This is a genomic window from Lutibacter sp. (assembly GCF_013041805.1).
Lineage (GTDB): Bacteria > Bacteroidota > Bacteroidia > Flavobacteriales > Flavobacteriaceae > Lutibacter.
The window spans coordinates 1-25,422 of record NZ_JABDRI010000016.1; the positions used below are offsets into that span (position 1 = coordinate 1).

Genomic DNA, 25,422 nt, shown 5'->3' on the forward strand with positions numbered 1-25,422 from the left:
ACGGTGCAGATTCAATTTATTTTGGTGTTGAGCAATTAAATATGCGTGCAAGAGCATCTATAAACTTTACCCTAGATGATTTACAAGAAATTTCCGACAGATGTAAAGCTAAGAATGTAAGAACATATCTCACATTAAATACCATAATTTACGATCACGATTTAACAATAGTTAAAACCTTACTCCAAAAAGCAAAAGAAGCAAATATTACAGCTGTAATAGCAATGGATCAAGCAGTAATAGCTTCAGCTAGAGCTCTAGGAATGGAAGTGCATATTTCAACTCAAATTAATATTACTAATATTGAAACTGCTAAATTTTACGCTATGTTTGCTGACACTATGGTGTTAAGTAGAGAACTAAGCTTGCGTCAAGTAAAAAAAATTACTGAGCAAATTGAAAAAGAAAATGTGTGTGGACCTTCAGGAAAATTAGTTGAAATTGAAATATTTGGACACGGTGCTTTATGTATGGCAGTTTCAGGAAAATGTTATATGAGTTTACACAATCATAACTCATCGGCAAATAGAGGAGCTTGCAAACAAAATTGTAGAAAAAAATATACCGTAATAGATCAGGAAACAGGAGTTGAAATGGAATTAGATAATGAGTACATTATGTCTCCAAAAGATTTATGTACTATCGATTTTCTAGATCAAATAGTTGATGCCGGTGTAAAAGTTTTAAAAATTGAAGGAAGAGGTAGAGCACCTGAATATGTAGCTAAAGTAATTAAATGTTATCGTGATGCTATTGATAGTATTGAAGATGGTACTTATAGCAAAGAAAATGTAATTTCGTGGATGCAAGAATTAGAAAAAGTTTATAATCGAGGTTTTTGGAGTGGCTATTATTTAGGTCAGCAATTAGGAGAATGGAGCAAAGGTTCTGGTAGTCATGCAACTCAAAAGAAAGTATATCTAGGCAAAGGAATGCATTTTTTCCCAAAAGCAAATATTGGTGAATTTAAAATTGAAGCATACGATATTACTATTGGAGATACTATTTTAATTACAGGCCCTACAACGGGAGCACAAGAAATGGAAGTTAAAGAAATGTATATAAATGATGTAAAGGGAGAAAAGGGACAGAAAGGAGATTCCGTTACAATTCCACTTGAATTTAGGATAAGACCTTCAGACAAGTTGTATAAAATTGTCGAAAATAAAGTGGAAGCTTAATGGTAATTATTACCTTGCAAAGAGCTAAATGCATTGGTTGTAATTACTGTGTTGAACTAGCGCCATCTCAGTTTCAAATGTCTAAAAAAGATGGTAAATCTGTATTGCTTCATTCAAAAGAAAAAAAAGGGTTTTTCACAATCAAGTCTCCAGACGAAACTATTTTTGAAGATAGCATAAAAGCTAAAGAAGCCTGTCCAGTAAAAATTATTGACGTAAAGCAAACTTAAAAACCATTTGTAACGTTTTACAGTTAGTAATTTTAATTTATCTTTACAAATTAGTGAAGATTATAACATTAAAATGTTAATGTTATTTAACACCATAAAAATTAAAAATAATATGAGCTGTAATAGTTGCTCTTCAGATATAAATAGCGTACCAAAAGGTTGTAAAAGTAATGGAAGTTGTGCCACAGGAGATTGTGAAAAACTTTCTGTTTTTGACTGGTTGGGCAATATGTCTTTACCAACAGGTCAAGACCCTATAAACATTGTTGAAGTTCGTTTTAAAAATGGACGAAAACATTTTTACAAAAATGTGGACAATTTACCAATTTCAATAGGTGATATTATTGCAGTTGAAGGAAATCCTGGTCATGATATTGGAACAGTTTCACTTACGGGTGAACTTATAAAAGTTCAAATGAAGAAAATGGGGATTGAAATAGATAGTGAAGATATAAAAAAAATATACCGAAAAGCGACTCAAAAGGATATAGACGTTTGGACTGCCGCACGTAATAAAGAATATGACACACAATTTAGGGGTAGAGAAATATTAGGTAGGCTAGGTTTAAAAATGAAGCTTTCTGATGTGGAATATCAAGGTGATGGAAATAAAGCTACATTTTATTACACCGCAGAGGAAAGAGTCGATTTTAGGCAATTAATTAGAGATTTTGCTAGTGCTTTTAGTATTAGAGTTGAGATGAAACAAGTTGGACTTCGACAAGAAGCAGCGAGACTTGGCGGTATTGGATCTTGTGGTAGAGAATTATGTTGTTCTACGTGGTTAACAGACTTAAGAAATGTAAATACCTCTTCAGCACGATACCAACAATTATCATTAAATCCACAAAAATTAGCAGGTCAATGTGGAAAACTAAAGTGTTGTTTAAATTATGAACTAGATACTTATTTAGATGCTCTTAAAGGTTTTCCAAGACAAGATACCATTTTAAAGACTCATAAAGGAGACGCGATGTTTATTAAAATGGATATATTTAAAGGATTACTTTGGTATACTTATAAAGAAAATAGAGCGAAATGGTTTAAACTTACTTTAGAACAAGTTCAAGAAATAATTGAATTAAATAAAAATAAAGAACTGGTTCAATCTTTAGAGGAGTACGAATTAGATTTAGCTGTTGTCGCAAAGGTAGAATTTGAAAATGTTGTTGGCCAAGATAGTTTAACAAGATTTGATGCTCCTAAGCAAAAAAAGAAAAGAAATAAATCTAGAAATTTAAAAAAACAACAAGCAACAAATCGACCTCAACATAAAAACAATAAGACAGGTAAAAAACAACATCCAAATCAGCAAAACCAAGCTCAAAAACAGCAAAAACCTAATTCAAATCAACCTGTTAAAAAAGCAACTAGAAACAAAAAAAGAAGACCACCAAGAAAAAGTGCAAACGAAACTAAAAATACATAACTATATTCTATTTTTAATAGGTGTATTCTTACTCATATCATGTGACTCTAATATGATTTTTGATGATTATAAATCAATTGAAAATCATCAATGGAGTTCAGAAAAAAATATTTCTTTTATTGTATTTAATTCAGATACTATTTCTACAAGAAATGTGTTTATAAATATAAGAAACAATAAAAAATATGAGTTTAACTCTTTATTTTTAATTGCAAAAATGGAATTTCCAAGTGGTTATAAAATTGTTGACACACTAGAATATGAAATGACTGATCCGTTTGGAAATTGGTTAGGTTCTGGTTTTACAGATATTAAAGAAAATAAACTTTTTTATAAAGAAAATGTTATTTTTTCTGAAAAAGGAGATTATAAATTTAGTGTACAACACGCCACACGAAGTATAAATGATGTTGAAGGCATCATACCTTTACAAGGAATTACAGATGTAGGTTTACGAATAGAAAAAGTTAAAAAATGAAAAAAAACACAACTACTAAAAATAATTTTTTTATCTATATAAAATGGTTTTGGATTGTTATTTTAGGTGGAACTTCGGCTTTAATACTATTATTTTTATTGGCTTCTTGGGGTGTTTTTGGAGCGCTACCTTCATTTGAAGAATTAGAAAATCCAGAAAAGAACTTAGCTTCTGAAGTGATTTCAATAGATGGAAAAACATTAGGTAAATATTTTAAAGAAAATAGAACACCAGTAAAATTTAAAGATTTACCAGATAATTTAATAAAAGCATTAGTAGCTACAGAAGATGAACGTTTTTACGACCATTCAGGAATAGATTTTAAATCAACATTTAGAGCCGTTGCAAAAATGGGTAAAGGCGGTGGAGGTAGTACTATTACGCAACAATTGGCTAAATTATTATTTCATGGAGAAGGTTCTAGAAGTCTACCAGAAAGAATTTTACAAAAGGTAAAGGAGTATGTTATAGCAATTAAATTAGAAAGGCAATATACCAAACAAGAAATTTTAACAATGTACTTAAATAAGTACGACTTTTTAAATTTAGCGGTTGGTATTCGCTCTGCTTCAAGAATCTATTTTGGAAAAGAACCAATTGATTTAAAAGTCTCTGAATCTGCTATGTTAGTAGGAATGTTAAAAAACTCGTCGCTATTTAACCCATTAAAGGAATATAGGGTAGACACAGTACTGCACAGAAGAAATGTTGTATTGAAGCAAATGGAACGTAATAATTTCATTTCAAAAAAATTAAAAGATTCATTACAGTTAAATGACTTAGGTCTAGATGTTCATAGAGAAGATCACAGTGATGGATCTGCAACCTACTTTAGAGAATATTTACGTGATTTTATGAAAACTTGGATTAAAAATAATCCAAAACCTGATGGTAGTCAATATGATTTGCATCGTGATGGATTAAAGATTTATGTAACCTTAGATTCTCGAATGCAAATGTATGCAGAAGAAGCAATGAATGAGCACATGTCTAATTTACAAAGAATATTTTTTAAAGAACAAAAAAGAAATAGAACCGCTCCTTTTTATGACTTAGATAGAAAACAAATTACTAGTACATTGGAACAAGCAATGAAACGCTCTAATCGTTGGAGGCAAATGAAAAAATCAGGTGCTTCTGAAAAGGAAATTAGAGCTTCATTTGATAAAAAAGTGAATATGAAAGTGTTTTCTTATAAAGGAGATATTGACACTATTTTATCACCAAAAGACTCAATTCGTTATTACAAGCATATTTTAAGATCGGGATTGTTATCAGTAGAACCAGAATCAGGTCATGTGAAAGCTTGGGTTGGTGGTGTTGATTATAAGCACTTTCAATTTGATGCAGTAAAACAACAAAAAAGGCAGGTAGGTTCAACATTTAAACCTTTTGTTTATGCAACTGCAATCAATCAGTTAAACTTATCACCTTGTGATAAATTTCCAAATACCCCATATACCATTCCTAAGGAAAAATATGGAATGCCAGAGGATTGGACTCCAAAAAATTCAAGTGATGATTATGGTGGAGAACTTACTTTAAAACAAGCGTTAGCTGGCTCAGTGAATGTAATTACTGCGAAACTAATAGATATGGTAAACCCACAAAATGTGGTTAGTTTAGCTAAAAGAGCTGGTATAAAAAGTGAAATACCAGCGGTACCTGCAATTGCATTAGGCTCGGTAGATTTAAGTTTATATGAAATGGTAGGAGCATACGCAACTTTTGCGAATAAAGGATTGCAAGTGGAACCAATGATGTTGTTAAAAATTGAAGATAAAAATGGTACTGTTTTAGAACAATTTGTACCAAATTCTAAAGAGGTATTAAGTGAAGAATCCGCTTTTGTAGTTATCAATTTACTTGAAGGGGTTACAGATGGTGGTTCTGGGATTCGTTTAAGAACTAAATGGGGATCTTATCCAGATAATGTAGCAACTGGTTACCCATATGAGTTTACAAATCCTATAGCAGGTAAAACAGGAACTACACAGAATCAGTCTGATGGGTGGTTTATGGGAATTGTGCCAAATTTAGCAACTGGAGTTTGGGTTGGTGCAGAAGACAGAGCAACTCATTTTGCCGGAATTACCTATGGGCAAGGAGCTTCTATGGCCTTACCTATTTGGGCATTATATTATAAGAAATTATATGCAGATGCTAATTTGAATATTAGTCAAGATGAGTTTGAAAAACCTAAAAATCTCAGTATCAAGGTAAATTGCGATGAAACTAATGTAGATGGGGATAATCTAGATGATATTATTGAGGAAGATCCAGAATTTTAATTTGAAATGAGTATAAAACCTTTTTGGAAGCCATCAACAAAAACTATTAAGCACAGCAACATTTACAAAATGATGCAAGCAAACGGATTTGAAAATTATCAAGATTTTTGGAAATGGTCAGTCCGTAATAAAGAAGAATTTTGGGAAGCTACTGTTAAAAATTTAGGCATTAAATTAGAGAAAGAATATACTTCATTCCTAGATATTTCTAAAGGTGTTGAAAATCCTAAATGGTTAAAAAACGCAAAATTAAATATCATAGATTCTTGTTTTCAGAATGAAGATGAAGCTACCGTACTTATTTTTCAAAAAGAAGGAAAAGAAATTCAAAAAGTTTCACAAATAGAGCTGTTAAAATTAGTAAACCAAATTGCAAATGGTTTAGTTGAATTAGGTTTACAACAAGGAGATAAAATAGCTATTGATATGCCAATGACATTGGAAGCTGTAGCTATTTATTTAGCGGGTATTAAGGCTGGAATGCCTATTGTAACAATAGCCGATAGTTTTACACCAAACGAAATTGCAGTTCGTTTAAAAATTACAGAACCAAAAGTAATTTTCACACAAGATGTGTTGCAAAGAGCAGGCAAAGAATTACCTCTTTTTGAAAAGGTTTGTGAATTAAATGATACCAAAGCAGTAGTTCTAAAAGTTTCAAATACAAATGTTTCTTTGAGAGAAAATGATATATTGTGGACTGAATTTTTAAGCTCAAAAAAAGAGTTTTCAACGGTAATTCAAAACCCTGATGATATTATTACAATCTTATTTTCATCTGGAACAACAGGTGAGCCGAAAGCAATACCTTGGACACACACCACTCCAATAAAAGGAGCCAGCGATGGTTATTATCATCAAGATATTCATAAAAATGATGTGGTTTGTTGGCCAACAAATTTAGGTTGGATGATGGGACCTTGGTTGGTTTTTGCAGCCCTTATTAATAAAGCATCAATTGCCTTATATTATGGAGCACCAATGGGTGTAGAATTTGGCAAATTTGTACAAGATGCACAAGTTACTATGTTGGGTGTAATTCCAAGCTTTGTAAAACATTGGAAAACATCTAACTGTATGGAAAATTTAGAATGGAATTCTATAAAATGTTTTAGCTCTACTGGTGAAGTTTCAAATCCATCAGAAATGGAATATTTAATGCAATTAGCTAATAATAAACCAGTTATTGAATATTGTGGCGGAACTGAAATTGGAGGAGGATATGTTACTAGTACGATGGTACAACCAAATATAGCAAGTACATTTTCTACGCAGGCATTAGGAGGTGAATTTGTTTTATTAGATGAAAACAACAACAAATCAAACAAAGGAGAGTTATTTATAATACCTCCGGTTATGGGCTTGTCTAATACACTTTTAAATAGAAACCATTTTGATGTTTATTATAAAGGTACACCAACTTATAAAGGCCAATTATTACGTCGCCATGGAGATGAATTACAGCAATTAGAGAACGGCTATTATAAGGCACAAGGGCGAGTTGATGATGCAATTAATTTGGGGGGAATAAAAGTGAGCTCCATTCAAATTGAAGCAGTTTTAAATCAGTTAGAATTTATTAAAGAAAGTGCAGCTATCGCCGTTTCACCAAAAAATGGAGGGCCAAGTTTATTGGTTGTTTATTATGTTGAAATTAAATCAAATCTTTCAAATGAAGAACGTTTGAACGAGGCAAAATCTTGTATTAGAAAGCAGTTAAATCCGTTATTTAAAGTAACCGATTTAGTTAAAATTGATAGTTTACCTCGCACTGCATCTAATAAAGTAATGCGCAGAAAACTAAGAGATTTATACGAAAACAGTTAATTTATTTATGAAAATAATATCATATAATGTAAACGGAATTAGAGCCGCTTTAAAAAAGGGATTTATAGATTGGTTACAAGTTGCAAGTCCTGATGTGATTTGTATTCAGGAAACAAAAGCACATAAGGAGCAATTAGATTTAAACTTATTTGAAGAAGCAGGTTACCCATTTCATTATTGGTTTTCAGCTGAAAAGAAAGGGTATAGCAGTGTTGCAATTTTATCCAAGCACAAGCCAAATCATGTAGAATACGGTACAGGTATTGAAACCATGGATTTTGAAGGAAGAAATCTTCGAATCGATTTTGATGATTTTTCCGTAATGAGTTTGTATTTACCCTCCGGAACTAATGATGCTCGACTCAATTTTAAGTTAAATTATATGGCTGAATTTCAGGAGTATGTAAACGAGTTAAAAAAAGAAATTCCTAATATCATTATTTGTGGAGATTATAATATTTGCCATGAAGAAATTGATATTCATAACCCAAAAATGAAAGGTGTTTCAGGGTTTTTACCAATTGAAAGAGATTGGATTGGAGAATTTATAAATAGTGGTTTTATAGATTCATTTAGATATTTAAACAAAGAACCTCATCATTATTCTTGGTGGAGTTATCGTGCAAACGCTAGAAATAATAACAAAGGTTGGAGAATAGATTATCATATGGTAAGCGAACCAATGAAAGATAGGATTAAAAGAGCTTATATTTTGCCAGAAGCAAAACATTCAGATCATTGCCCAATAGTTGTTGAAATTGAATAATCAGAATTAAAAAATTAGGAATATGTTTAAAAAAATAATAGTTTTTATAATTGCAGTTATTACATTAAGTTCATGTGTTTCTAAAAAATTATATCAAGAATTAGATAGTAAATACGAAAAATTAAAAGCTTCAAATTCTGCATTGATTCAAGAAAAAGATGATTTATTAGCTTCAAAAAACAAGTTAACATCGAATTTAGAAAAGCTTCAAAATGAATATAATGAGCTATCAGACGAAAAGGAAATTTTACAAAATGAATTTATATCGCTTAAACATAGCTATAAAAATTTAGACGAATCATATAAAGCGCTATCAACTCAAAGTTCTAAAAAATTAGCTGAGCAATCTAAAAAAAATCAAGAGTTATTATCAAAACTTGAAGAGAAGGAAAAAACATTAGCTACAGAAAGTATGCGTTTAGAAAAACTTCAAAAAGAGTTAGACCAACGCTCAAAACAAATAACAGAACTTCAAAAGTTAATCGATGCAAAAGAAGCCCAAATGCAACAGTTAAAACAAGCAATTTCTGACGCTTTGCACAATTTTGAAGGCAAAGGATTAACTGTAGTTCATAAAAATGGAAAAATTTATGTTTCTATGGAAAATAAATTATTATTTAACTCAGGAAGTTGGGCAGTTGGTTCAGAAGGGAAGAAAGCAGTAGAGCAATTAGCGAGTGTTTTATCTGAAAATACCGATATTCAAGTGCTTATTGAAGGACACACGGATAACGACCCTTATGTTGGAAAAACATTATTAGATAACTGGGATTTATCAGTAAAAAGAGCGACTGCAATTGTTAGAATTTTAAAGGAAAAAGGAGTAAATCCAACTCAAATAACAGCTGCAGGAAGAGGTGAATTTGTACCTGTTGATTCAAATAAAACAATGGCTGGAAAAGCAAAAAATAGAAGAATTGAGATTATTTTAGCACCTAATTTTGATGAAATTTCAAAACTTTTAAATGAATAATATTGAATGCGTAAATTAGTACCTATTTTATTTTTAGTAGTAAGTTGTTTTGGTTATTCACAGTCTAAAACAGATACTTTACAACCTCAAAAAATTGAAGATACCAAAGAGTTGTTTTCAACAAATGACACGTTGTTTTTTAAAAAAGCAGATTCCTTAACTTTAAAAGTTCATAAAGAAGCTACTTTAATAGATAGTTTGTGGTTAAATGAATTGATAAAGTCACCTTTATATGATACCATTCAATATGTTTTAAGAGATGATGAATTAGTAATAGACGAACTACAAGAACTTCCAACAGAGCTGCTAAAAGAGCGATTAGAAGTTTTAGATAACAAAACACCATTTCACATTGAGTATAATAAAAGTTTAGAACAAGTAATTAAAACATACTTGAAAAGAAGAAAATCTGCATTTTCAAATTTAATGGAAAGAGCTCGCTATTATTTTCCAATGTTTGAAGAACAACTAGACAAATATGATATTCCGTTGGAAATGAAATATTTAGCAATTGTAGAGTCAGCATTAAAACCAAGAGCACGCTCACGTGTTGGGGCAAAAGGTTTATGGCAGTTTATGTACCAAACAGGGAAACAGTTTGATTTAAACGTAAGCTCATATGTTGATGAGCGTTCAGACCCTTATAGAGCAACTGAAGCTGCTTGTAAATATTTGTCAAGTTTATATAAAATATTTGGAGATTGGGATTTGGCGCTAGCTGCATATAATTCAGGTCCTGGAAATGTAAATAAAGCTATTAGACGCTCTGGAGGTAGCAAAAATTATTGGAATATCCGTCATAATTTACCACGCGAAACAGCTGGGTATGTTCCAGCTTTTTACGCCACATTATACATTTTTGAATATGCAAATGAACACAATATAAAGTCCAAAGAAAGTGCATTGAATTATTTTGAAACAGACACTGTTCAAATTAAAAGACAATTAACTTTCGAGCAAATTTATGAGACCTTAAATATTGATATAGAGGTTCTTCAGTACTTAAATCCACAATATAAATTAGATATTATTCCTTTTATTAAAGGGAAGAATTATACATTGACTTTACCTGTGAAGGATATTGGAAATTTTGTTAGTAACGAACAACAAATTTATGCGTATGCGAGTGCTGAAGAGGCAAAGCGTGAAAAGCCGCTACCAGAGTATGTTGAAATGAATGACCGAATACTGTATAGAGTTAAAAGTGGTGATTATTTAGGTAAAATAGCAGATCGCTATGGAGTTTCTGTTTCTAAAATTAAACAATGGAACAATATGAGAAGTACGCGTTTGCGAATTGGACAACGTTTAACAATTTACCCAAGAAAATTGAATGTTAGTGTTACTTCAACATCAAGCAAAGCTCCAACAAAAAAAGCAGTTCCAACAGGACCATTTACTACTTATACAGTAAAAAGTGGAGACTCATTATGGTTGATTGCAAAAAATTTCGAAAACGTTTCTTTACAAGATATTAAAGAGTGGAACAATATTTGGAGCGTTAAAAGTTTAAAGCCAGGGACCAAATTAAAAATATTTAAAAAATAACATGAAAAATCTAGGAATTTTTGTAGTAATCGTTACGTTTTTAATTTCTTGTGATTCAGGAAATAATAAAAGAGTGTTAAGTGAGGCTAACGGAAGAATTAACAATCTGCTTATTGTCATGAAGAATAGCGAATGGCAAGGAGACATAGGTGATGAATTAAGAAAGTTTATTGCTGAACCTGTGTTAGGTTTGCCGCAGCCTGAAGCTCAATTTGAAGTGTCTCAAGTACCATTAGAAAGTTTTGGAAGTATGTTTAAAGCAAGTAGAAGCATTTTAAAAATTGGTATTGCAGCTGAAAATTCATTTACAATAAATACAGATGTTTACGCATCTCCTCAGAAAATTATTACGATTACCGGTAGAAGTAAAGAAGAACTCATAAATGAGATTAAAAAAAATAGCGTGTCTATCATTTCTGAGTTTAAAGAATCAGATTTAAGGGCAGTTAGACACAAAATTCTCCAAGGTTATTGGGAGCCTTCAACAATTGAAACATTTAACAAACAAGGATATTCTATTAAAATCCCCGAAAATTATAGTAAAGTAGAAGATAATGGAGATTTTATTTGGTATCGTTATCACTTATTTGGAGGAAATAGTATGGAGTTAATTTCTTATACGGTTCCAATCACTTCAGAAGATGATGAAAATGGAAATAATATTGTTGCCACGAGAGATATGATTGGTGAAAAATATATACCAGGCCAAATTGAAGGGTCGTACATGATTACAGAAGAAGCATATACACCTCATATTTTTGAAGTTGAGTTAGATGGAAAAAAAGCTTTTGAAACTCGAGGAAAATGGGAAGTTAAAAATCTGTATATGGCAGGTCCTTTCCTTAGTTATACTGTAGTTGATAAACCAAATAATAGACTAGTTGTTGTAGAAGGATTTACCTATGCACCTTCAATTAACAAGCGCGATTATATGTTTGAGTTGGAAGGAATTTTGAAAACCTTAGAAATTAATTAAACGCAAACAACAACATATCCTTTTGATGTTTTTCTATAGTGTTTTCCGTTCCACTTGTAATAACGATTCCCTTTAATAAAAACGACTTTATGTGTTTTGGGTAGTTTATAGATAACTACAGCATTTGAAGGTGTTGCCCGTACAGCAGTTACACAAGAACTAAAGGAGATTGAAATTATAAAAAAAAGCACAATATAAAAGAGTCTCATAACTAGTAAATTTATGTTTAGTTATAAGACTCTTTAGCTTTATAAAGGTTTAATTTTAGTTGTCCATTTTAGCCCAACTATCTCTTAATGGAACAGTTCTATTAAAAACTAATTTAGTTGAGGTTGTATCTTTATCAACACAAAAATACCCTAAACGCTGAAACTGAAATCTATCTAAATTTTTAGAGTTTTTTAAACTTGGTTCCACAAATGCATCAATAATTGTTAAAGAATTTGGATTGATAAAGTCTTTAAAATCTTTGTCTTTATGCCCATCAGGTGCTTCATCTGTAAATAAACGATCATAGACTCTAACTTCAGCATTTATAGCATGTTTAACAGAAACCCAATGCAATGTTCCTTTTACTTTACGCTTACTAGCCTCTGTACCACTTCCACTTAAAGAATTTGGATCGTATGTACAATGAATTTCAGTAACTTCACCGTTTTCATCTTTTACACAACTTTCAGCTTTAATAATGTATGCATTTTTTAAACGTACTTCTTTTCCTAATTTTAAACGAAAGAATTTTTTATTAGCTTCCTCTCTAAAATCTTCTTTTTCTATATATATTTCACGTGAAAAAGGAACTGCTCTACTACCAAAACCTTCAGCATAATCATTATAATTTGCATCTAAAAACTCTTCTTCTCCTTTAGGATAATTGGTAATTATTACTTTTACAGGATCTAAAACTGCCATCACGCGTGGTGCTGTTTTGTTTAAATCATCTTTAATACAGTGTTCTAATAAAGCAACGTCAGTAACATTATCACGTTTAGAAATACCGGCAGTATCACTAAAATTTCGTATAGATGCTGGTGTATAACCCCTTCTGCGTAAACCAGAAATTGTAGGCATTCGTGGATCATCCCAACCACTTACAAGCCCCTCTTCCACTAATTGCAATAATTTACGCTTACTCATCACCGTATAACTTAAATTTCTACGTGCAAATTCGCGTTGTTTTGGTCTTAAATTCGAAGTGTCATAAACTTGGTCAACATACCAATCGTATAAATCTCTATGACTTTTAAATTCTAATGTACATATGGAATGTGAAATTTGCTCAATATAGTCACTTTCACCATGCGTCCAATCGTACATTGGGTAAATACACCAATCGTTGCCAGTTCTGTGGTGATGTTTTTTAAGAATACGATACATAATTGGGTCTCGCATATGCATATTTACATGCTTCATATCTATTTTAGCTCTTAAAACATGAGAACCTTCCTCAAACTCTCCATTTTTCATTTGTAAGAAAAGTGCTAAATTTTCTTCAATAGGTCTATCTCGGTTCGGACTATTAGTTCCAAGTTCAGTAGGCGTTCCTTTTTGTTTTGCCATTTCTTCTGAAGATTGGTTATCAACATATGCTTTCCCTTCTTTAATTAGTTGAACAGCCCAATCAAATAATTGTTGAAAATAGTCTGATGAGTATAATTCTTTATCCCACTCAAAACCAAGCCATTTCACATCGTGTTTTATGGAATCAACATATTCTTGCTCCTCTTTTGCTGGGTTTGTATCATCAAAACGCAAATTAACAGGCGCATTGTATCTTAATCCTAATCCAAAATTTAAGCAAATAGAAGCCGCATGGCCAATATGCAGATACCCATTTGGTTCGGGGGGAAATCTAAAACGTAATTTTTCTTGAGGTAACCCGTTTGCTAAATCTTCTTCAATAATTTGTTCTAAAAAATTTAACGACTTTTTTTCTTCTTCCATAATACAAAACTAATAAGCTGCAAAATTATCGATTTTTTTCGGCAATTCAACTACAAAATTTTCAAAGCTATAATGTTTCAGTTTTATGGAATAAAAATAAGTATAATTTATATGTTCCCTTATATTTAGGCTTAACTCGTTCTTGTTATTTTATTAATAAGAAGCTCATGAATATAAGTATTTCACTATCAATTTGTCTAGATGAAAATTAAAAAAGAGTTCAAACAGACAGTTCAATACCTAACGCTTTAAAAAAGAGCTTATCTTTGTATAAAGAATTATAAAATGGGAACAATTAAAATAAAAAATATTCGGGTTTACGCATATCACGGATGTTTAATTGAAGAAGGAAAAATTGGTTCAGATTATCGTGTAGATTTAGCGGTTAAGGCAAATTTATCTAAATCTGCAAAAACTGATAATCTCTCTGATACAGTTGATTATGTGCTTTTAAATAAAATTGTAAAGGAAGAAATGGCAATTCGCTCTCAATTATTAGAAGAAGTCGCAAAACGTATTTTAGATAGAATTTTATTTGAAATTTCTCTAGTAAAAAAAGCAGAAGTTGCAGTTTCAAAATTAAATCCTCCAATAGGAGGTAATGTTGCTATGGTTACTATAGAAATGAGTAAAAGCAGAAAATAACGTTATAATTAAATGAATAAATAAACAATAATCATAAAAATTCTTGCCAACAAATTAAAAATACTTAAATTTGCAAACCAAATAAGGCGTCGTGGCCGAGTGGCTAGGCTGGGCTCTGCAAAAGCTCCTACAGCGGTTCGAATCCGCTCGATGCCTCAATAAAAACCTAAGCATGCGCTTAGGTTTTTTGCTTTTTTTTAACACTAAAATACATACAAATTCTTGTATCTTTGTGCTCATAAATTTATTAAATGAAAATATACCCAATTGAAACAGGGAACTTTAAACTAGATGGTGGCGCTATGTTTGGCGTGGTTCCAAAAGTTTTATGGCAAAGAACAAATCCGGCAGACAGTAATAATTTAATAGATATGGCGCTCAGAACCATGCTTATTGAAGATGGTAATAGGCTTATTTTAATTGATACCGGTGTTGGAAATAAACAATCAGATAAGTTTTTCGGTTATTATTACATGTTTGGAGATTTTTCTTTAGACACTTCATTGGCAAAATATGGTTTCCATAGAGATGATATTACCGATGTATTTTTGACGCACTTACATTTTGATCATTGTGGAGGAAGCATTCAATGGAATAAAGATAGAACTGGATATGAACCAGCATTTAAAAACGCTAAATTTTGGAGCAATAAAAATCATTGGCAATGGGCTGTTGAACCAAACGTTAGAGAAAAAGCATCATTTTTAAAAGAAAATATCAACCCAATTGAAGCAACTGGACAATTAAATTTTGTGAATTTACCTACTGGAGATTTTGTAAAAAACTCAGAAGTAGGTTTTGATATTTTATTTGCAGATGGACATACCGAAAAGCAAATGATTCCACATATTCAATATAAAGATAAAACTATTGTATTTGTAGCAGATTTATTACCTACAGTTGGTCATATTCCATTGCCATATGTAATGGGGTACGATACGCGTCCGTTATTAACAATGGATGAAAAAGCAACTTTTCTAAATAAAGCAGCGGATCATAATTACCTATTATTTTTTGAACATGATGCGAGTAATGAATTATGCACTGTAAAACACACTGAAAAAGGAGTACGATTAGACCAAACATATAAATTTAACGAAGTATTTAATTAAAATAAGTAGTAATGAGAATAGTAAAATTAACTTATCTAGTAGCAATAGCAGCTTTTACTTTAGCAAGCTGTAGTTCTGTTAAAAATTTAGCAGTACCTACTATGGAAACGGCAGTATCAATCACTGCAAAAAAAACACCAATTGGTGAGGAAGAATTCAATCATTGGGCACATGCAGATTTGGCAACTGATACCATTCCTGGTATGAGTTTAGATAAAGCATACAAATTTTTAGAAGGAAAAAAAGGAGAAACAGTAATTGTAGGTGTTATTGATTCTGGTATTGATATCAATCATGAAGATTTAAAAGACAATATTTGGTCTAACCCGAAAGAAATTGCTGGAAATGGAATTGATGATGATAAAAATGGTTTTATTGATGATATTCACGGATGGAACTTTTTAGGAGGTGATGGTGTTGGAGCTCCAGAGCAACTAGAGATAACACGTTTGTATGCAAAATATAAAAATCGTTTTGAAGGTAAAACCCTTGAAACAATTGGAGCTGATGAAAAAGCAGCGTTTGAAGACTACCAAAAATACTTAAAGGCTTATGAGGCTTCTGGCGGTCGTCATTTTCAAACAATGGATCGATTGGCACAAATTGAAGGAAATTTTGCTTCAGTAAAAACTTTTTTAGGAAAAGATAGCTTTACAATTGAAGATTTACAAGCAGTAAAAACAGACGATCAAAAATTACAAGCTCAAATAGGAGATATTTTAAGTTTGTTAGGAAGAGGTTTAGATGAAGCGGCATTTATAGAGTATTACGAAACCCAAAAGAAAAACAAAAACTATGACCTTACTTTTGATGGAAGAGCAATTGTTGGTGATAATCCAGAAGATATTACTGATACAACTTACGGAAACGGTAATGTAATAGGATCAACAGAAAGCGAATCTCATGGAACGCATGTTTCAGGAATAATACTAGCAACTCGAAATAACGATATTGGTTTAAATGGTGTTGCAACAAATGCTAAATTAATGTCGGTTAGAGCAGTTCCAGATGGTGATGAACGTGATAAAGATGTGGCATTAGCAATTAGATATGCTGCAGATAATGGTGCAAAAGTTGTGAATATGAGTTTCGGTAAAAACTGGTCTCCAAATTCTGAGTGGGTATTTGATGCGATTAAATATGCAGAGAAAAAAGATGTATTATTAGTACACGCAGCAGGAAATGATAGTAAAGATATCGATACAAAGAGCAATTGGCCAAATGATTCAGAAGATAAAGTAACTGAATTTGCTGATAACGTACTTACAATTGGAGCGATGAGTTCTAATTATGATGAAAATTTACCAGCAACATTTTCTAACTACGGTAAATTAAATGTTGATGTTTTTGCTCCTGGAGTTCAAATTTATTCTACTATTCCTAATAACGAGTACGCAAGATACAATGGAACCTCAATGGCTTCTCCTGAAGTTGCTGGAATAGCAGCTTTGGTAAGATCTTATTATCCACAGTTATCTGCAAGTCAGGTGAAACATATTATTATGAATTCAGGTACTGAAATAAATATGGAAGTGCTATTACCAGGTTCCAAATCACAAGAAAACCCAAACGGTAAAAAAGTACAATTCTCTGAATTATCTGTTTCAGGAAAAGTTGTAAATGCATACAATGCATTAATTTTAGCTGATAAAATGGTAAATAAAAGTTAAGAAATTATAATTTTCTGTTAAAAAAGCACACTCTGTAACGAGTGTGCTTTTTTGTTTGCTTTTGTTATAGTTATATTGCGTAAATTAAAAAATAAAACATGAAGAAATTACTAATACTATTCCTAATTTTCACATCAATTATTGTGAAAGCTCAAAACAATATTTATTATTGGCAACAACATGTAGACTATCAAATGGATGTTGATTTTGATGTAAACAATTACCAATATAAAGGGACTCAAAAGTTAGTTTATACGAATAATTCTCCTGACATTTTACATCAAGTTTTTTATCATTTATATTATAATGCATTTCAACCAAATAGCGAAATGGATGCAAGGTTGCAAGCAATTGTTGATCCAGATAGAAGAATGGTGAATAATGTTGGAACGAACGGTAATCTCAAATATGAAAGTAGAATTGCGAAGTTAAAACCAAATGAAATAGGATACTTAAATGTACTTTCATTAACGCAAAATGGAGAAGAAATAAAATATACTACAGAAGGAACTGTTTTAGAAGTTCAGCTAAATAAACCTATTCAACCTGGAGAAAAAGCAACTTTTGAGATGACTTTTGAGGGGCAGTTGCCTGTTCACATTAGAAGAGCTGGAAGAAATAATGAAGATGGTGTGGCACTTTCTATGGCGCAATGGTACCCTAAAATGGCGGAATATGATTTTGAAGGTTGGCACGCTCATCCTTATATAGCTCGAGAATTTCATGGAGTTTGGGGGAATTTTGATGTAACACTTCATATTGATAGAAATTACACGGTGGGAGGAACAGGAATACTTCAAAATCCACAAGAAGTTGGCCATGGGTATGAAGATAAAACGAAACAATTAGAAGTTAAAAAAGGCAAAAAATTAACATGGAACTTTGTTGCAGAAAATGTTCACGATTTCACGTGGGCAGCAGATCCAAATTATGCACACGATACATTAATAACTAAAGGAGGAACCGTACTTCATTTTTTATATAAAAATATACCTGAATATGCTAAAGCTTGGAAAGAAGTTCAGCCTTTAACCGAAAAAGCGTTAAATTATTACAATGAAAACATAGGGCAGTATCCTTGGAAACAGTATTCTGTAATTCAAGCAGGTGATGGCGGTATGGAATATGCAATGTGTACATTTATTGCAGGAGGAAAATCAATAAATGAAATTGCCGGAACAGTTTTTCATGAATTTGCACATACGTGGTTTCATAATATTTTAGCATCCAATGAAAGTAAACATTCTTGGATGGATGAAGGTTTCACTTCTTATATTTCATCTTTAGCATCAAATAAAATTTTGAGAAACGGAAATGACAAACCATCATCAAGAAGTTATAGAGGTTATTTTTATTTAGTGAATAATGGATTAGATGAATCTTTAACAACACATGCTGATAGGTTTAACACCAACAGAGCATTTGGAACAGGAAGTTATACAAAAGGAAGTATGTTTCTTACGCAGTTGAATTATATTATGGGTGAAGAAAATGTAAAAGAAATGCTTAAAAAATATTTTAACGATTTTAAGTTTAAACATCCAACTCCAAATGATGCTAAAAGAGTTGCAGAAAAAGTATCTGGACTTCAATTAGATTGGTTTTTAAACGAATGGATTGAAACTACGCATACCATAGATTATGCAATTGCAAAAGTTGATAATAAAAGCATTACGTTGGCGCGTATTGGACAAATGCCAATGCCAATAGACCTCACAATTACCTATGTTGATGGAAGTACTGAAGATTTTAATATTCCTTTACGTATGATGCGTGGAAACAAACCTACAAGTGCTACTATTTTAAAAGATTGGACCTGGGCTCATCCGAAATACACATTTTCAACATCAAAAGAAATTAAATCTGTTCAAATTGATCCATTTGAAATGATGGCTGATATTGATAAAACGAATAATAGGTTTGAAAAAGAATAAAAAATAAAAGCACCAAGGAAAAAATACTTTTTTTATGGTGCTTTTAACTTTTGGGAATATATTTATTTAGAAATAATATACTTTCTTAAATTAGAAGTTAAAATTTGTTTTAACTCTTCCTCATTTCCTTCAGAAGTTTCCGTAAATACAAATCCAAAAACCGGATATTCTTTCATAGCTACCTTTCTTAAAAGGAGTGGTTTTTCAAAATCGTTTAGTAATAAATCGTAATCAAATAATTTGATGTTTTCTTGTGGTATTCCGGAGGTGTTATCTAATAAAATTAGGCTATATTTTTCACCTGCTTTATTCTTAAAAATTTCGTCCCAGTTTGGTTTTTTACCATATAGAAAATGCTCGTACGAATTGATGCCATAGGCATACCAAGCCATATCACCTGTTGTACACCAACCGCCAAAACGCATTGGGTTTACTTCAATAGGAATAATAATTCCTGACTCATCAATCCTAACTTCAATGTGTATTGGAAAATTTTTCAAATTTGCTTTTTCTCCAATAATAGTCACTAAATTTTGAACCGTTTTTAGATTTGACGAGATAATTTCTTTTGAGGTAGAATACACTCTATCACTTACATCTTTTCCTGAAGAAAAAATATGATGCATAATATTAAGAATAACCGCTTCCCCTTTTTCATTATAATAACAATCTACGGCGTACTCTTCTCCTTCAATACATTCTTCAATAATAAAATAATTGGCATCTAAAACTTCAGTAGGATAAAAGCCCTTAATATGGTTGATGTCCTTTTTAATTTGAGCTAAAACTTCATTCCATTCACTAGGTTCATCAACTTTATGAACTCCTAAGCTAAAAAAACCTACAGCAGGTTTAATTATAAAGGGGAATTTTAATTTAGCCACTTTTAATTCATCTAAATCTTCAAACTTTACACCTTTAAAAAAGTAATTAGGGTACGTTTCTTTTAATAATTCACGAAATTTAATTTTATTTTTAAAAACACCAATTTGGGTTGGAAGTTTGGTTGTATTTAAATGTTCTTCAACCCAACTTATACTATTTTCAGAATTTGAATAAATAGGTTGATTTGGATTAGCGATATAACTGTTCTTTGCATCAGTTTCAGAAATCCAGTTTAGGGTTTTATCAGGAACTAATTCTTTAGCGACTTCGGTTTTAACAATTTGAAAATTATTTTCTTTAATGGTTTTTATTAGAAAATCAGAAACGTAAGGTTTGTCAATTAGAAACATTATAATGTTGAATAAGTTATTTGTTATTTTATAAATTTAAGGAAGCTCAACTCCTGTAGACGCATTGTATATTTTAAACCACTGTTCTAAACTTAAATCAATACTAGAGGCTTCTACAGCATTTTTTATGCGATTTATATGTTGTGTGCCAACAACAGGAATAATACCAGCAGGATGTTTTAATAGCCAAGCATAAATGAGCTGATCAACACTTTTAATATCTAGCTGATTAGCGATTTCAGAAAGTGTATTAAAAATTCTATGTTCTTTTTCAGTTGTTGGATGTAATAGTTGCCCACCAGCTAATGGTGACCACGCCATCGGATGTATATTTTTCTGTAAAAAATAATCAATATTTCCGTTATCAAAATGCTCTAAACAACTTGGAGAAATTTCAACCTGATTTGTAATTAATTTTTCATCGGTAAATGCATTTAATGTTTCAAATTGTTGAGTGTTAAAATTAGAAACTCCAAAATGTAGCACTTTCCCACTTTGTTTTAAATCGTGAAAGGCTTTTGCAACCTCTTCTGGATTAAAAAATGGAGAAGGCCGGTGTAATAACAACGCATCAATATAATCTGTTTGGAAGTTTTTTAATGAATTTTCAACAGATGAAACAATATAATCGTAGCTATAGTCATAATATTTTAATTCTCTAGACGGAAATTTATCTGTATTTAATTTAATACCGCACTTTGTTAATAGCTGAATTTCCTTTCTTAATTCAGGTTTTAAAGATAAAGCATCACCAAATAACTTTTCACAACTATAATTTCCATAAATATCAGCTTGGTCAAAAGTAGTAACACCAATTTCTGTGCATTGTTGGGTAAGTTTTAGAAGTTCCTGATTGCTTAAATTCCAGTCTGTAAGTCTCCATAGTCCGTGTACAATTCTTGAAATTTGGAAATCTGAATTTAGTTTAATGGTATTCATTGCTATTTATGTATATGAATTAGTTGCTAAATTACTTAATTTTAGAGTTACAAAAGTTTTAATTTTTTACTTTTTATCCATTTCTATTACCCAAATTCCTCTTAATTCATTTTCTCCATATCCTGTAGCTTTATCGGTTGGATATAGTTCTTTTATTTTAGATAACGTAGTTGGTAAAATTTGAGTGTTTGGCATACCATGACATTGCAAACACATTTGATTGGTTACAATTGGATAATAGCCTACCATTTTATTATTAATTTCCTGTACTATAGGCATTAATTTCTTGCCATTCTCAATTAAATTTTTAGACTTTTTTATATAGTTTAATTCCTCAGAACTTGCTTTATTAGCTGTATTTCTAGGAAAATCGGAAACTCTTTTAATGTTTGTGTTTAAGGCAACACCTGCACTATCAACAATATTGAAAGCTCTTGTGTTACAAAATGCAACCGCTTCTTCAGTCCCTTTATTTTTAATGGCAACAATCAAATTTTTTCCTAAAACAGCTTTTGTATTCATCGCATATTTTAAACCAAGTTCTTCGTATGATAAATCTTCATTTTTTAGATTTTCAAGATGAATAAATTTTTCATTATGAAAGTGATTTGCATACCAATTAGGTTCTTCTAATTTTGAGTTATAAATATAATTCGCAATTTGAGTAATTTGTTGTGGTGTAAAATTCATTTTTGGCATTAAGCCAAAACGCTCAATAGCTTCAGGGATTTTAGCATTTTTTTCTTCTGGGTTTTCAATAAATGTAATTAAACTTTGTGAAAATTGTTCTTGTGTAACTCCTTCAGTAATATAATATTCTTTAATTGCAGCCATGGGCGGTGCAATTCGGTCTTCAAGAGAAGTTTTTGGACTGTGACAAGCAAAACAGTTAGATTCAAGCAACTGAAAGCCTTTGCTAATATCTAAGTTTACGTCGTTATTTTTTAAAGTAGTTTTAGTTTCTTTTTTACTACTTTCTTCACAACTTATTAGTGCTACAAACAGTATGAATGAGAGTAAAATTATTATTGAGTTTTTCATTTTTAAGTAGTTTATTATAGGTTAAATGGAATTTTTAAATTGAAACTTATATTTCTTCCAATGTTGTATAGTCCTAATTCTTTTAAAGTTGATAAATGATCTATATACGTTTTGTCCAATAAATTATTGGCTTGAATTGAAAATGAAATTAATTGATTTGATATTTTTATGGAGCTACCAACACCCATATTTAGTAGAACATAGCTATTTGTTTCAGTTTCAAATAATGAAGGATTGTTTTGTTGATCAGCAAAAGTTCCTCCAATTTTAAAAAACGAATTTTGAAAAGCACCAATGTTGTCTTTTTGAAATTTAGCGTGAAAACGTAATTTATTTTGAGGAATAAATGGTAAATTATTTCCATCATTTTGTTCTCCTTTTAAGTACGCATAACTGGTATTTAAGCTTAACCACTCAAAAGGCAATAAGTCTATAGCAATTTCGCCTCCTACTATGGTTGCATTTGTTTGCGAATATTTATAAATAATATCATTATTAATTGTTTTTTCATTTGAGGGAGCAATAAAAATGTAGTTGTTAATAGCGTTGTAAAATCCAGAAATATCAATCAATAATTTTTTGGAGTGATAGTGAGAACTTAAGTCTATCTCATAACTTCGTTGCGATTTTAAATCCGGATTTCCCTGCTCGTAACGCCCACCGTGAATACCATTTTGAGTTAATTCTGCAATATTTGGTGTTCTAAAGGCCGAAGCAATATTTGTTCTAAATAATATTTTTTTGGATAAATTATAAGTTGTCCCAAATGAAGAGCTAATATCACCAAAATTTGTATCAACGGCCCCTCTGTTCGGTTCTGCTTGTGTATTAATTGATCTATAATCGTATCTAATTCCTGTTTGTGCTTTTAAATTTTTAAATAGATTGAATTGCGCAAAAGCAAATAACGCAATGTCATTCACATTAGCATCAGGCAATAAATGATTTGGAGCATCATTGTTTTTAATTGTATTTGAAGCTCCCTGAACACCAACAATATAAGTTGTTTTTTCATTTGAAGGAAAATTCACTTTTGCTTCATACGAAAAAGTATTAGAATCTATATTTACCATTTCATAAAATGGTTTGGTATCATCAGTTTGCAGTACTCTATTATTTAGTTGATAGGAAGCATTTACATTCAAACTATATTTATCAATAAAAAGAGTGTTTCTCGTTGAAATTACATGATTTTTTAAGTCTTGATACCAATAATTATTTTCCCTCCCGTTTTCAGTAATAAATGGAAAAGCATCGTTAATACTCATTCCAAATTTAGGTGCATTGTAATCATAATTTAAACGAAATACACCAAATGATTTATTCATTCCAACATTCGATTTAATGCTAGTTTCATTAAATCGGGTATTTGGAACGTAATCTCCATTTCCATCTTTATAGTCGGTATGGCTTTTAACACCAGCTCTTATTCCCCAAAAAAAGGTCTCATTACTACCTTTTACACCAAAATTGCTTACAATACCCTGAGTATTTGAATGGTACTGCGAGTTAAAATCACCTAATATAAATCCAACGGGAGCGGGTTTTTCTTTTAATACATTAATCACTCCGCCCACAGCGTCAGATCCATACAATAATGATGCAGGTCCTTTTATAATCTCAACGCGATCAATTCCAAATTCATCAATAATAAACGGGTGGTTTTCTGAAAATTGAAAATTTTCCATTTTAACACCATTATTAAGTAGTAAAATATTAGTCATTGATAAACCTCGAATTACAGGTTTTACAACACCATTTCCCTTTGAAATCATATCAACTCCAGGAATATCTACAATGGCCTCAGTAAAACTTTGTGCACCTGTTGATGATAGTTCACTTCCTTTTACGAGTTCAATTTTAATGGCATTTTGGTGTTGAGTGGAGTAAGTTCCTCCTGAAATTACAACTTCTTCAACCTGAAAAACACTAGATTCCATTTCAATGTCAAGTTGAATATCATGTTCTTTTGTAATAAAGACAGATTTGATTATGGACTTATACCCTAAAAAGGAAAACTGGATTTTTAGTTCACCCAAGGGTAGATTTGTTAGTTCAAATATTCCATTTTCATTGGTTTGTGTTCCTTTATTTAATTGAGGTAAATAAACTGAAACGTAAGGTAAAGTTTCTTTTGAAGTATAATCTTTTACTTCACCCGAAACTGTATTTTGTGCAAAAATAGGTTGGTTTATAAATAGTAACAAAAACCAAAGATAGTATAGTTTCATAGTAGAATAGTTTCTAATAACTGTATTGAGCTATTAATTAAGTTGAAATATGTTTTGAAGTGCACTTGTAAAAAATAATTTCTAACTACTATAAGGTGGTGCTCTTAAATTAAATGAAAAGAGAGCGGTAGATTTTAAAATAGAATTACTACAAAAAGGAGTAAATTCTGAAACTAATGGTTGATGTGAAGTTTCATAATAATTTTCATTAGTAATAAGTTTAGTAACCTGAAATTTACAGATAGGACAATCACTATGAGATTCATGAATTTCAACCATTTTTGAGTTCAAAACAAACTCGTGTTGATGCTTGTTATATAATAAATGTGCTGCTTTAATAAGTGTTGGTGAGAAAAATACCAAGACTAAAAAAGTGGTAATAAATTTTTTATATATACTTGTTTTAAGCAATTTCCTAAATAGATAAATTAGTTCTATGCAAATTTAAGCATAAATGAGCACGAGATAATGTGCCTTTTGTTACTGCATAGTATATATATCCAACGTATAATTTAAAGAAATGCTTAATTTTTCATGAGCTGAAAAATCCGAAATAAAGAAATATAACCCCAAAAAGGATAACTAGAATTGCAAAAAATTTATTAAATATATCTTTTTCAAATAATTTTTTAAAGATATTTAAACTTTTAGGAAACGTTAAAATAACTATCCCTTTAAATAAAGCAAGCCATCCAATAATTGTAATTATCACGGTCCAATTTTGTACCCAACAATTATGAAATTCAATAATGACTAAACCAAAAATAATAGCTAAAATTCCTCCAATAATCAAATAAGTACTGTCATCTAACAAATTCTTAAAAGTTTTTGAATAGAATTTATTATTGAACAAAATACCAATACCAAAAGAGCAATAGAGAACTCCAATAATTTTTGCGACAAAAATACTAGTTTCCATATGATCTAGTTTTAAATTTAACTTTAAAGATAAGCTTTAAATTGTTGATTTTG

At 30.9% G+C, this 25,422-nt stretch carries 22 protein-coding genes and 1 tRNA gene; 15 read left to right on the plus strand and 8 right to left on the minus strand.

Features of this window, described 5'->3' with window-relative positions:
* The 10 genes from HKP59_RS01780 to HKP59_RS01825 all read left to right on the plus strand — a co-directional run.
* The coding region (locus HKP59_RS01780) for a peptidase U32 family protein (protein ID WP_291802933.1) at positions 1 to 1,181 on the plus strand (1,181 nt) is incomplete at its 5' end.
* Complete coding sequence (locus tag HKP59_RS01785) at positions 1,181 to 1,411, plus strand: ferredoxin (RefSeq protein ID WP_291802934.1); 231 nt, start codon at positions 1,181 to 1,183, stop codon at positions 1,409 to 1,411. The genes HKP59_RS01780 and HKP59_RS01785, both read left to right, overlap by 1 nt.
* 112 nt (positions 1,412 to 1,523) lie before the next feature.
* Positions 1,524 to 2,840, plus strand: coding sequence for a regulatory iron-sulfur-containing complex subunit RicT (gene ricT / locus HKP59_RS01790; protein WP_291802935.1), 1,317 nt, complete (start codon positions 1,524 to 1,526; stop codon positions 2,838 to 2,840).
* Positions 2,815 to 3,318 (plus strand): gliding motility lipoprotein GldH, encoded by a 504-nt coding sequence (locus HKP59_RS01795; protein ID WP_291802936.1) that lies wholly within the window; start codon positions 2,815 to 2,817, stop codon positions 3,316 to 3,318. The genes ricT and HKP59_RS01795 overlap by 26 nt, the downstream gene beginning before the upstream one ends.
* Positions 3,315 to 5,609 carry a transglycosylase domain-containing protein gene (locus HKP59_RS01800; RefSeq protein ID WP_291802937.1) on the plus strand — a complete coding sequence of 765 codons (2,295 nt, stop codon included), beginning with the start codon at positions 3,315 to 3,317 and terminating at the stop codon, positions 5,607 to 5,609. Before HKP59_RS01795 ends, HKP59_RS01800 begins: the two co-directional genes overlap by 4 nt.
* Positions 5,610 to 5,615: 6 nt before the next feature.
* Positions 5,616 to 7,436: an AMP-binding protein gene (locus HKP59_RS01805; RefSeq protein ID WP_291802938.1), complete on the plus strand. Its 1,821-nt coding sequence runs from the start codon at positions 5,616 to 5,618 to the stop codon at positions 7,434 to 7,436.
* A 7-nt stretch (positions 7,437 to 7,443) separates the two neighbouring features.
* Entirely contained in the window at positions 7,444 to 8,202 is a 759-nt protein-coding gene (locus tag HKP59_RS01810; protein ID WP_291802939.1) for an exodeoxyribonuclease III, read from the plus strand.
* 22 nt (positions 8,203 to 8,224) lie between these two features.
* Positions 8,225 to 9,175 (plus strand): OmpA family protein, encoded by a 951-nt coding sequence (locus tag HKP59_RS01815; RefSeq protein WP_291802940.1) that lies wholly within the window; start codon positions 8,225 to 8,227, stop codon positions 9,173 to 9,175.
* A gap of 6 nt (positions 9,176 to 9,181) precedes the next feature.
* Positions 9,182 to 10,723, plus strand: coding sequence for a lytic transglycosylase domain-containing protein (locus tag HKP59_RS01820; RefSeq protein ID WP_291802941.1), 1,542 nt, complete (start codon positions 9,182 to 9,184; stop codon positions 10,721 to 10,723).
* Between the two features lies 1 nt (position 10,724).
* Positions 10,725 to 11,699 (plus strand): DUF4837 family protein, encoded by a 975-nt coding sequence (locus HKP59_RS01825; protein WP_291802942.1) that lies wholly within the window; start codon positions 10,725 to 10,727, stop codon positions 11,697 to 11,699.
* On the opposite strand, the gene HKP59_RS01830 is transcribed toward HKP59_RS01825, so the two are convergent.
* Both HKP59_RS01830 and HKP59_RS01835 read right to left on the minus strand, forming a co-directional pair.
* Positions 11,696 to 11,908, minus strand: coding sequence for a DUF6515 family protein (locus tag HKP59_RS01830; protein WP_291802943.1), 213 nt, complete (start codon positions 11,906 to 11,908; stop codon positions 11,696 to 11,698). The two genes, HKP59_RS01825 and HKP59_RS01830, sit on opposite strands and share 4 nt — an antisense overlap.
* A 55-nt stretch (positions 11,909 to 11,963) precedes the next feature.
* Positions 11,964 to 13,643, minus strand: a complete 1,680-nt coding sequence (locus HKP59_RS01835; protein ID WP_291802944.1) for a glutamine--tRNA ligase/YqeY domain fusion protein — start codon at positions 13,641 to 13,643, stop codon at positions 11,964 to 11,966.
* 285 nt (positions 13,644 to 13,928) lie between these two features.
* On the opposite strand from HKP59_RS01835, the gene folB reads away from it, so the two are divergent.
* The 5 genes from folB (at position 13,929) to HKP59_RS01860 (ending at position 19,004) form a co-directional block, all read left to right on the plus strand.
* Positions 13,929 to 14,288 carry a dihydroneopterin aldolase gene (folB, locus tag HKP59_RS01840; protein ID WP_291802945.1) on the plus strand — a complete coding sequence of 120 codons (360 nt, stop codon included), beginning with the start codon at positions 13,929 to 13,931 and terminating at the stop codon, positions 14,286 to 14,288.
* Between the two features lie 85 nt (positions 14,289 to 14,373).
* Positions 14,374 to 14,444 (plus strand) — tRNA-Cys (locus tag HKP59_RS01845).
* Between the two features lie 95 nt (positions 14,445 to 14,539).
* Positions 14,540 to 15,400: an MBL fold metallo-hydrolase gene (locus HKP59_RS01850; RefSeq protein WP_291802947.1), complete on the plus strand. Its 861-nt coding sequence runs from the start codon at positions 14,540 to 14,542 to the stop codon at positions 15,398 to 15,400.
* Positions 15,401 to 15,411: 11 nt separating this feature from the next.
* The gene (locus HKP59_RS01855; RefSeq protein WP_291802948.1) at positions 15,412 to 17,070 is read left to right on the plus strand and encodes a S8 family peptidase; all 1,659 of its coding nucleotides are present in this window, start codon (positions 15,412 to 15,414) and stop codon (positions 17,068 to 17,070) included.
* A gap of 98 nt (positions 17,071 to 17,168) precedes the next feature.
* Positions 17,169 to 19,004: a M1 family metallopeptidase gene (locus tag HKP59_RS01860; protein WP_291802950.1), complete on the plus strand. Its 1,836-nt coding sequence runs from the start codon at positions 17,169 to 17,171 to the stop codon at positions 19,002 to 19,004.
* A gap of 62 nt (positions 19,005 to 19,066) precedes the next feature.
* Here HKP59_RS01860 and HKP59_RS01865 read toward each other — a convergent pair whose 3' ends face one another.
* The 6 genes from HKP59_RS01865 to HKP59_RS01890 form a co-directional block, all read right to left on the minus strand.
* Positions 19,067 to 20,239: an ATP-grasp domain-containing protein gene (locus HKP59_RS01865; protein ID WP_291802951.1), complete on the minus strand. Its 1,173-nt coding sequence runs from the start codon at positions 20,237 to 20,239 to the stop codon at positions 19,067 to 19,069.
* Between the two features lie 36 nt (positions 20,240 to 20,275).
* Complete coding sequence (locus HKP59_RS01870; protein WP_291802952.1) at positions 20,276 to 21,178, minus strand: aldo/keto reductase family oxidoreductase; 903 nt, start codon at positions 21,176 to 21,178, stop codon at positions 20,276 to 20,278.
* A 66-nt stretch (positions 21,179 to 21,244) separates the two neighbouring features.
* Complete coding sequence (locus tag HKP59_RS01875) at positions 21,245 to 22,219, minus strand: DUF3365 domain-containing protein (protein ID WP_291802954.1); 975 nt, start codon at positions 22,217 to 22,219, stop codon at positions 21,245 to 21,247.
* Positions 22,220 to 22,233: 14 nt separating this feature from the next.
* Complete coding sequence (locus HKP59_RS01880) at positions 22,234 to 24,450, minus strand: TonB-dependent receptor (RefSeq protein ID WP_291802956.1); 2,217 nt, start codon at positions 24,448 to 24,450, stop codon at positions 22,234 to 22,236.
* An 81-nt stretch (positions 24,451 to 24,531) separates the two neighbouring features.
* Positions 24,532 to 24,813 carry a hypothetical protein gene (locus tag HKP59_RS01885; RefSeq protein ID WP_291802957.1) on the minus strand — a complete coding sequence of 94 codons (282 nt, stop codon included), beginning with the start codon at positions 24,811 to 24,813 and terminating at the stop codon, positions 24,532 to 24,534.
* A 169-nt stretch (positions 24,814 to 24,982) separates the two neighbouring features.
* Positions 24,983 to 25,369, minus strand: coding sequence for a hypothetical protein (locus HKP59_RS01890; protein ID WP_291802958.1), 387 nt, complete (start codon positions 25,367 to 25,369; stop codon positions 24,983 to 24,985).
* Positions 25,370 to 25,422: the final 53 nt, after the last annotated feature.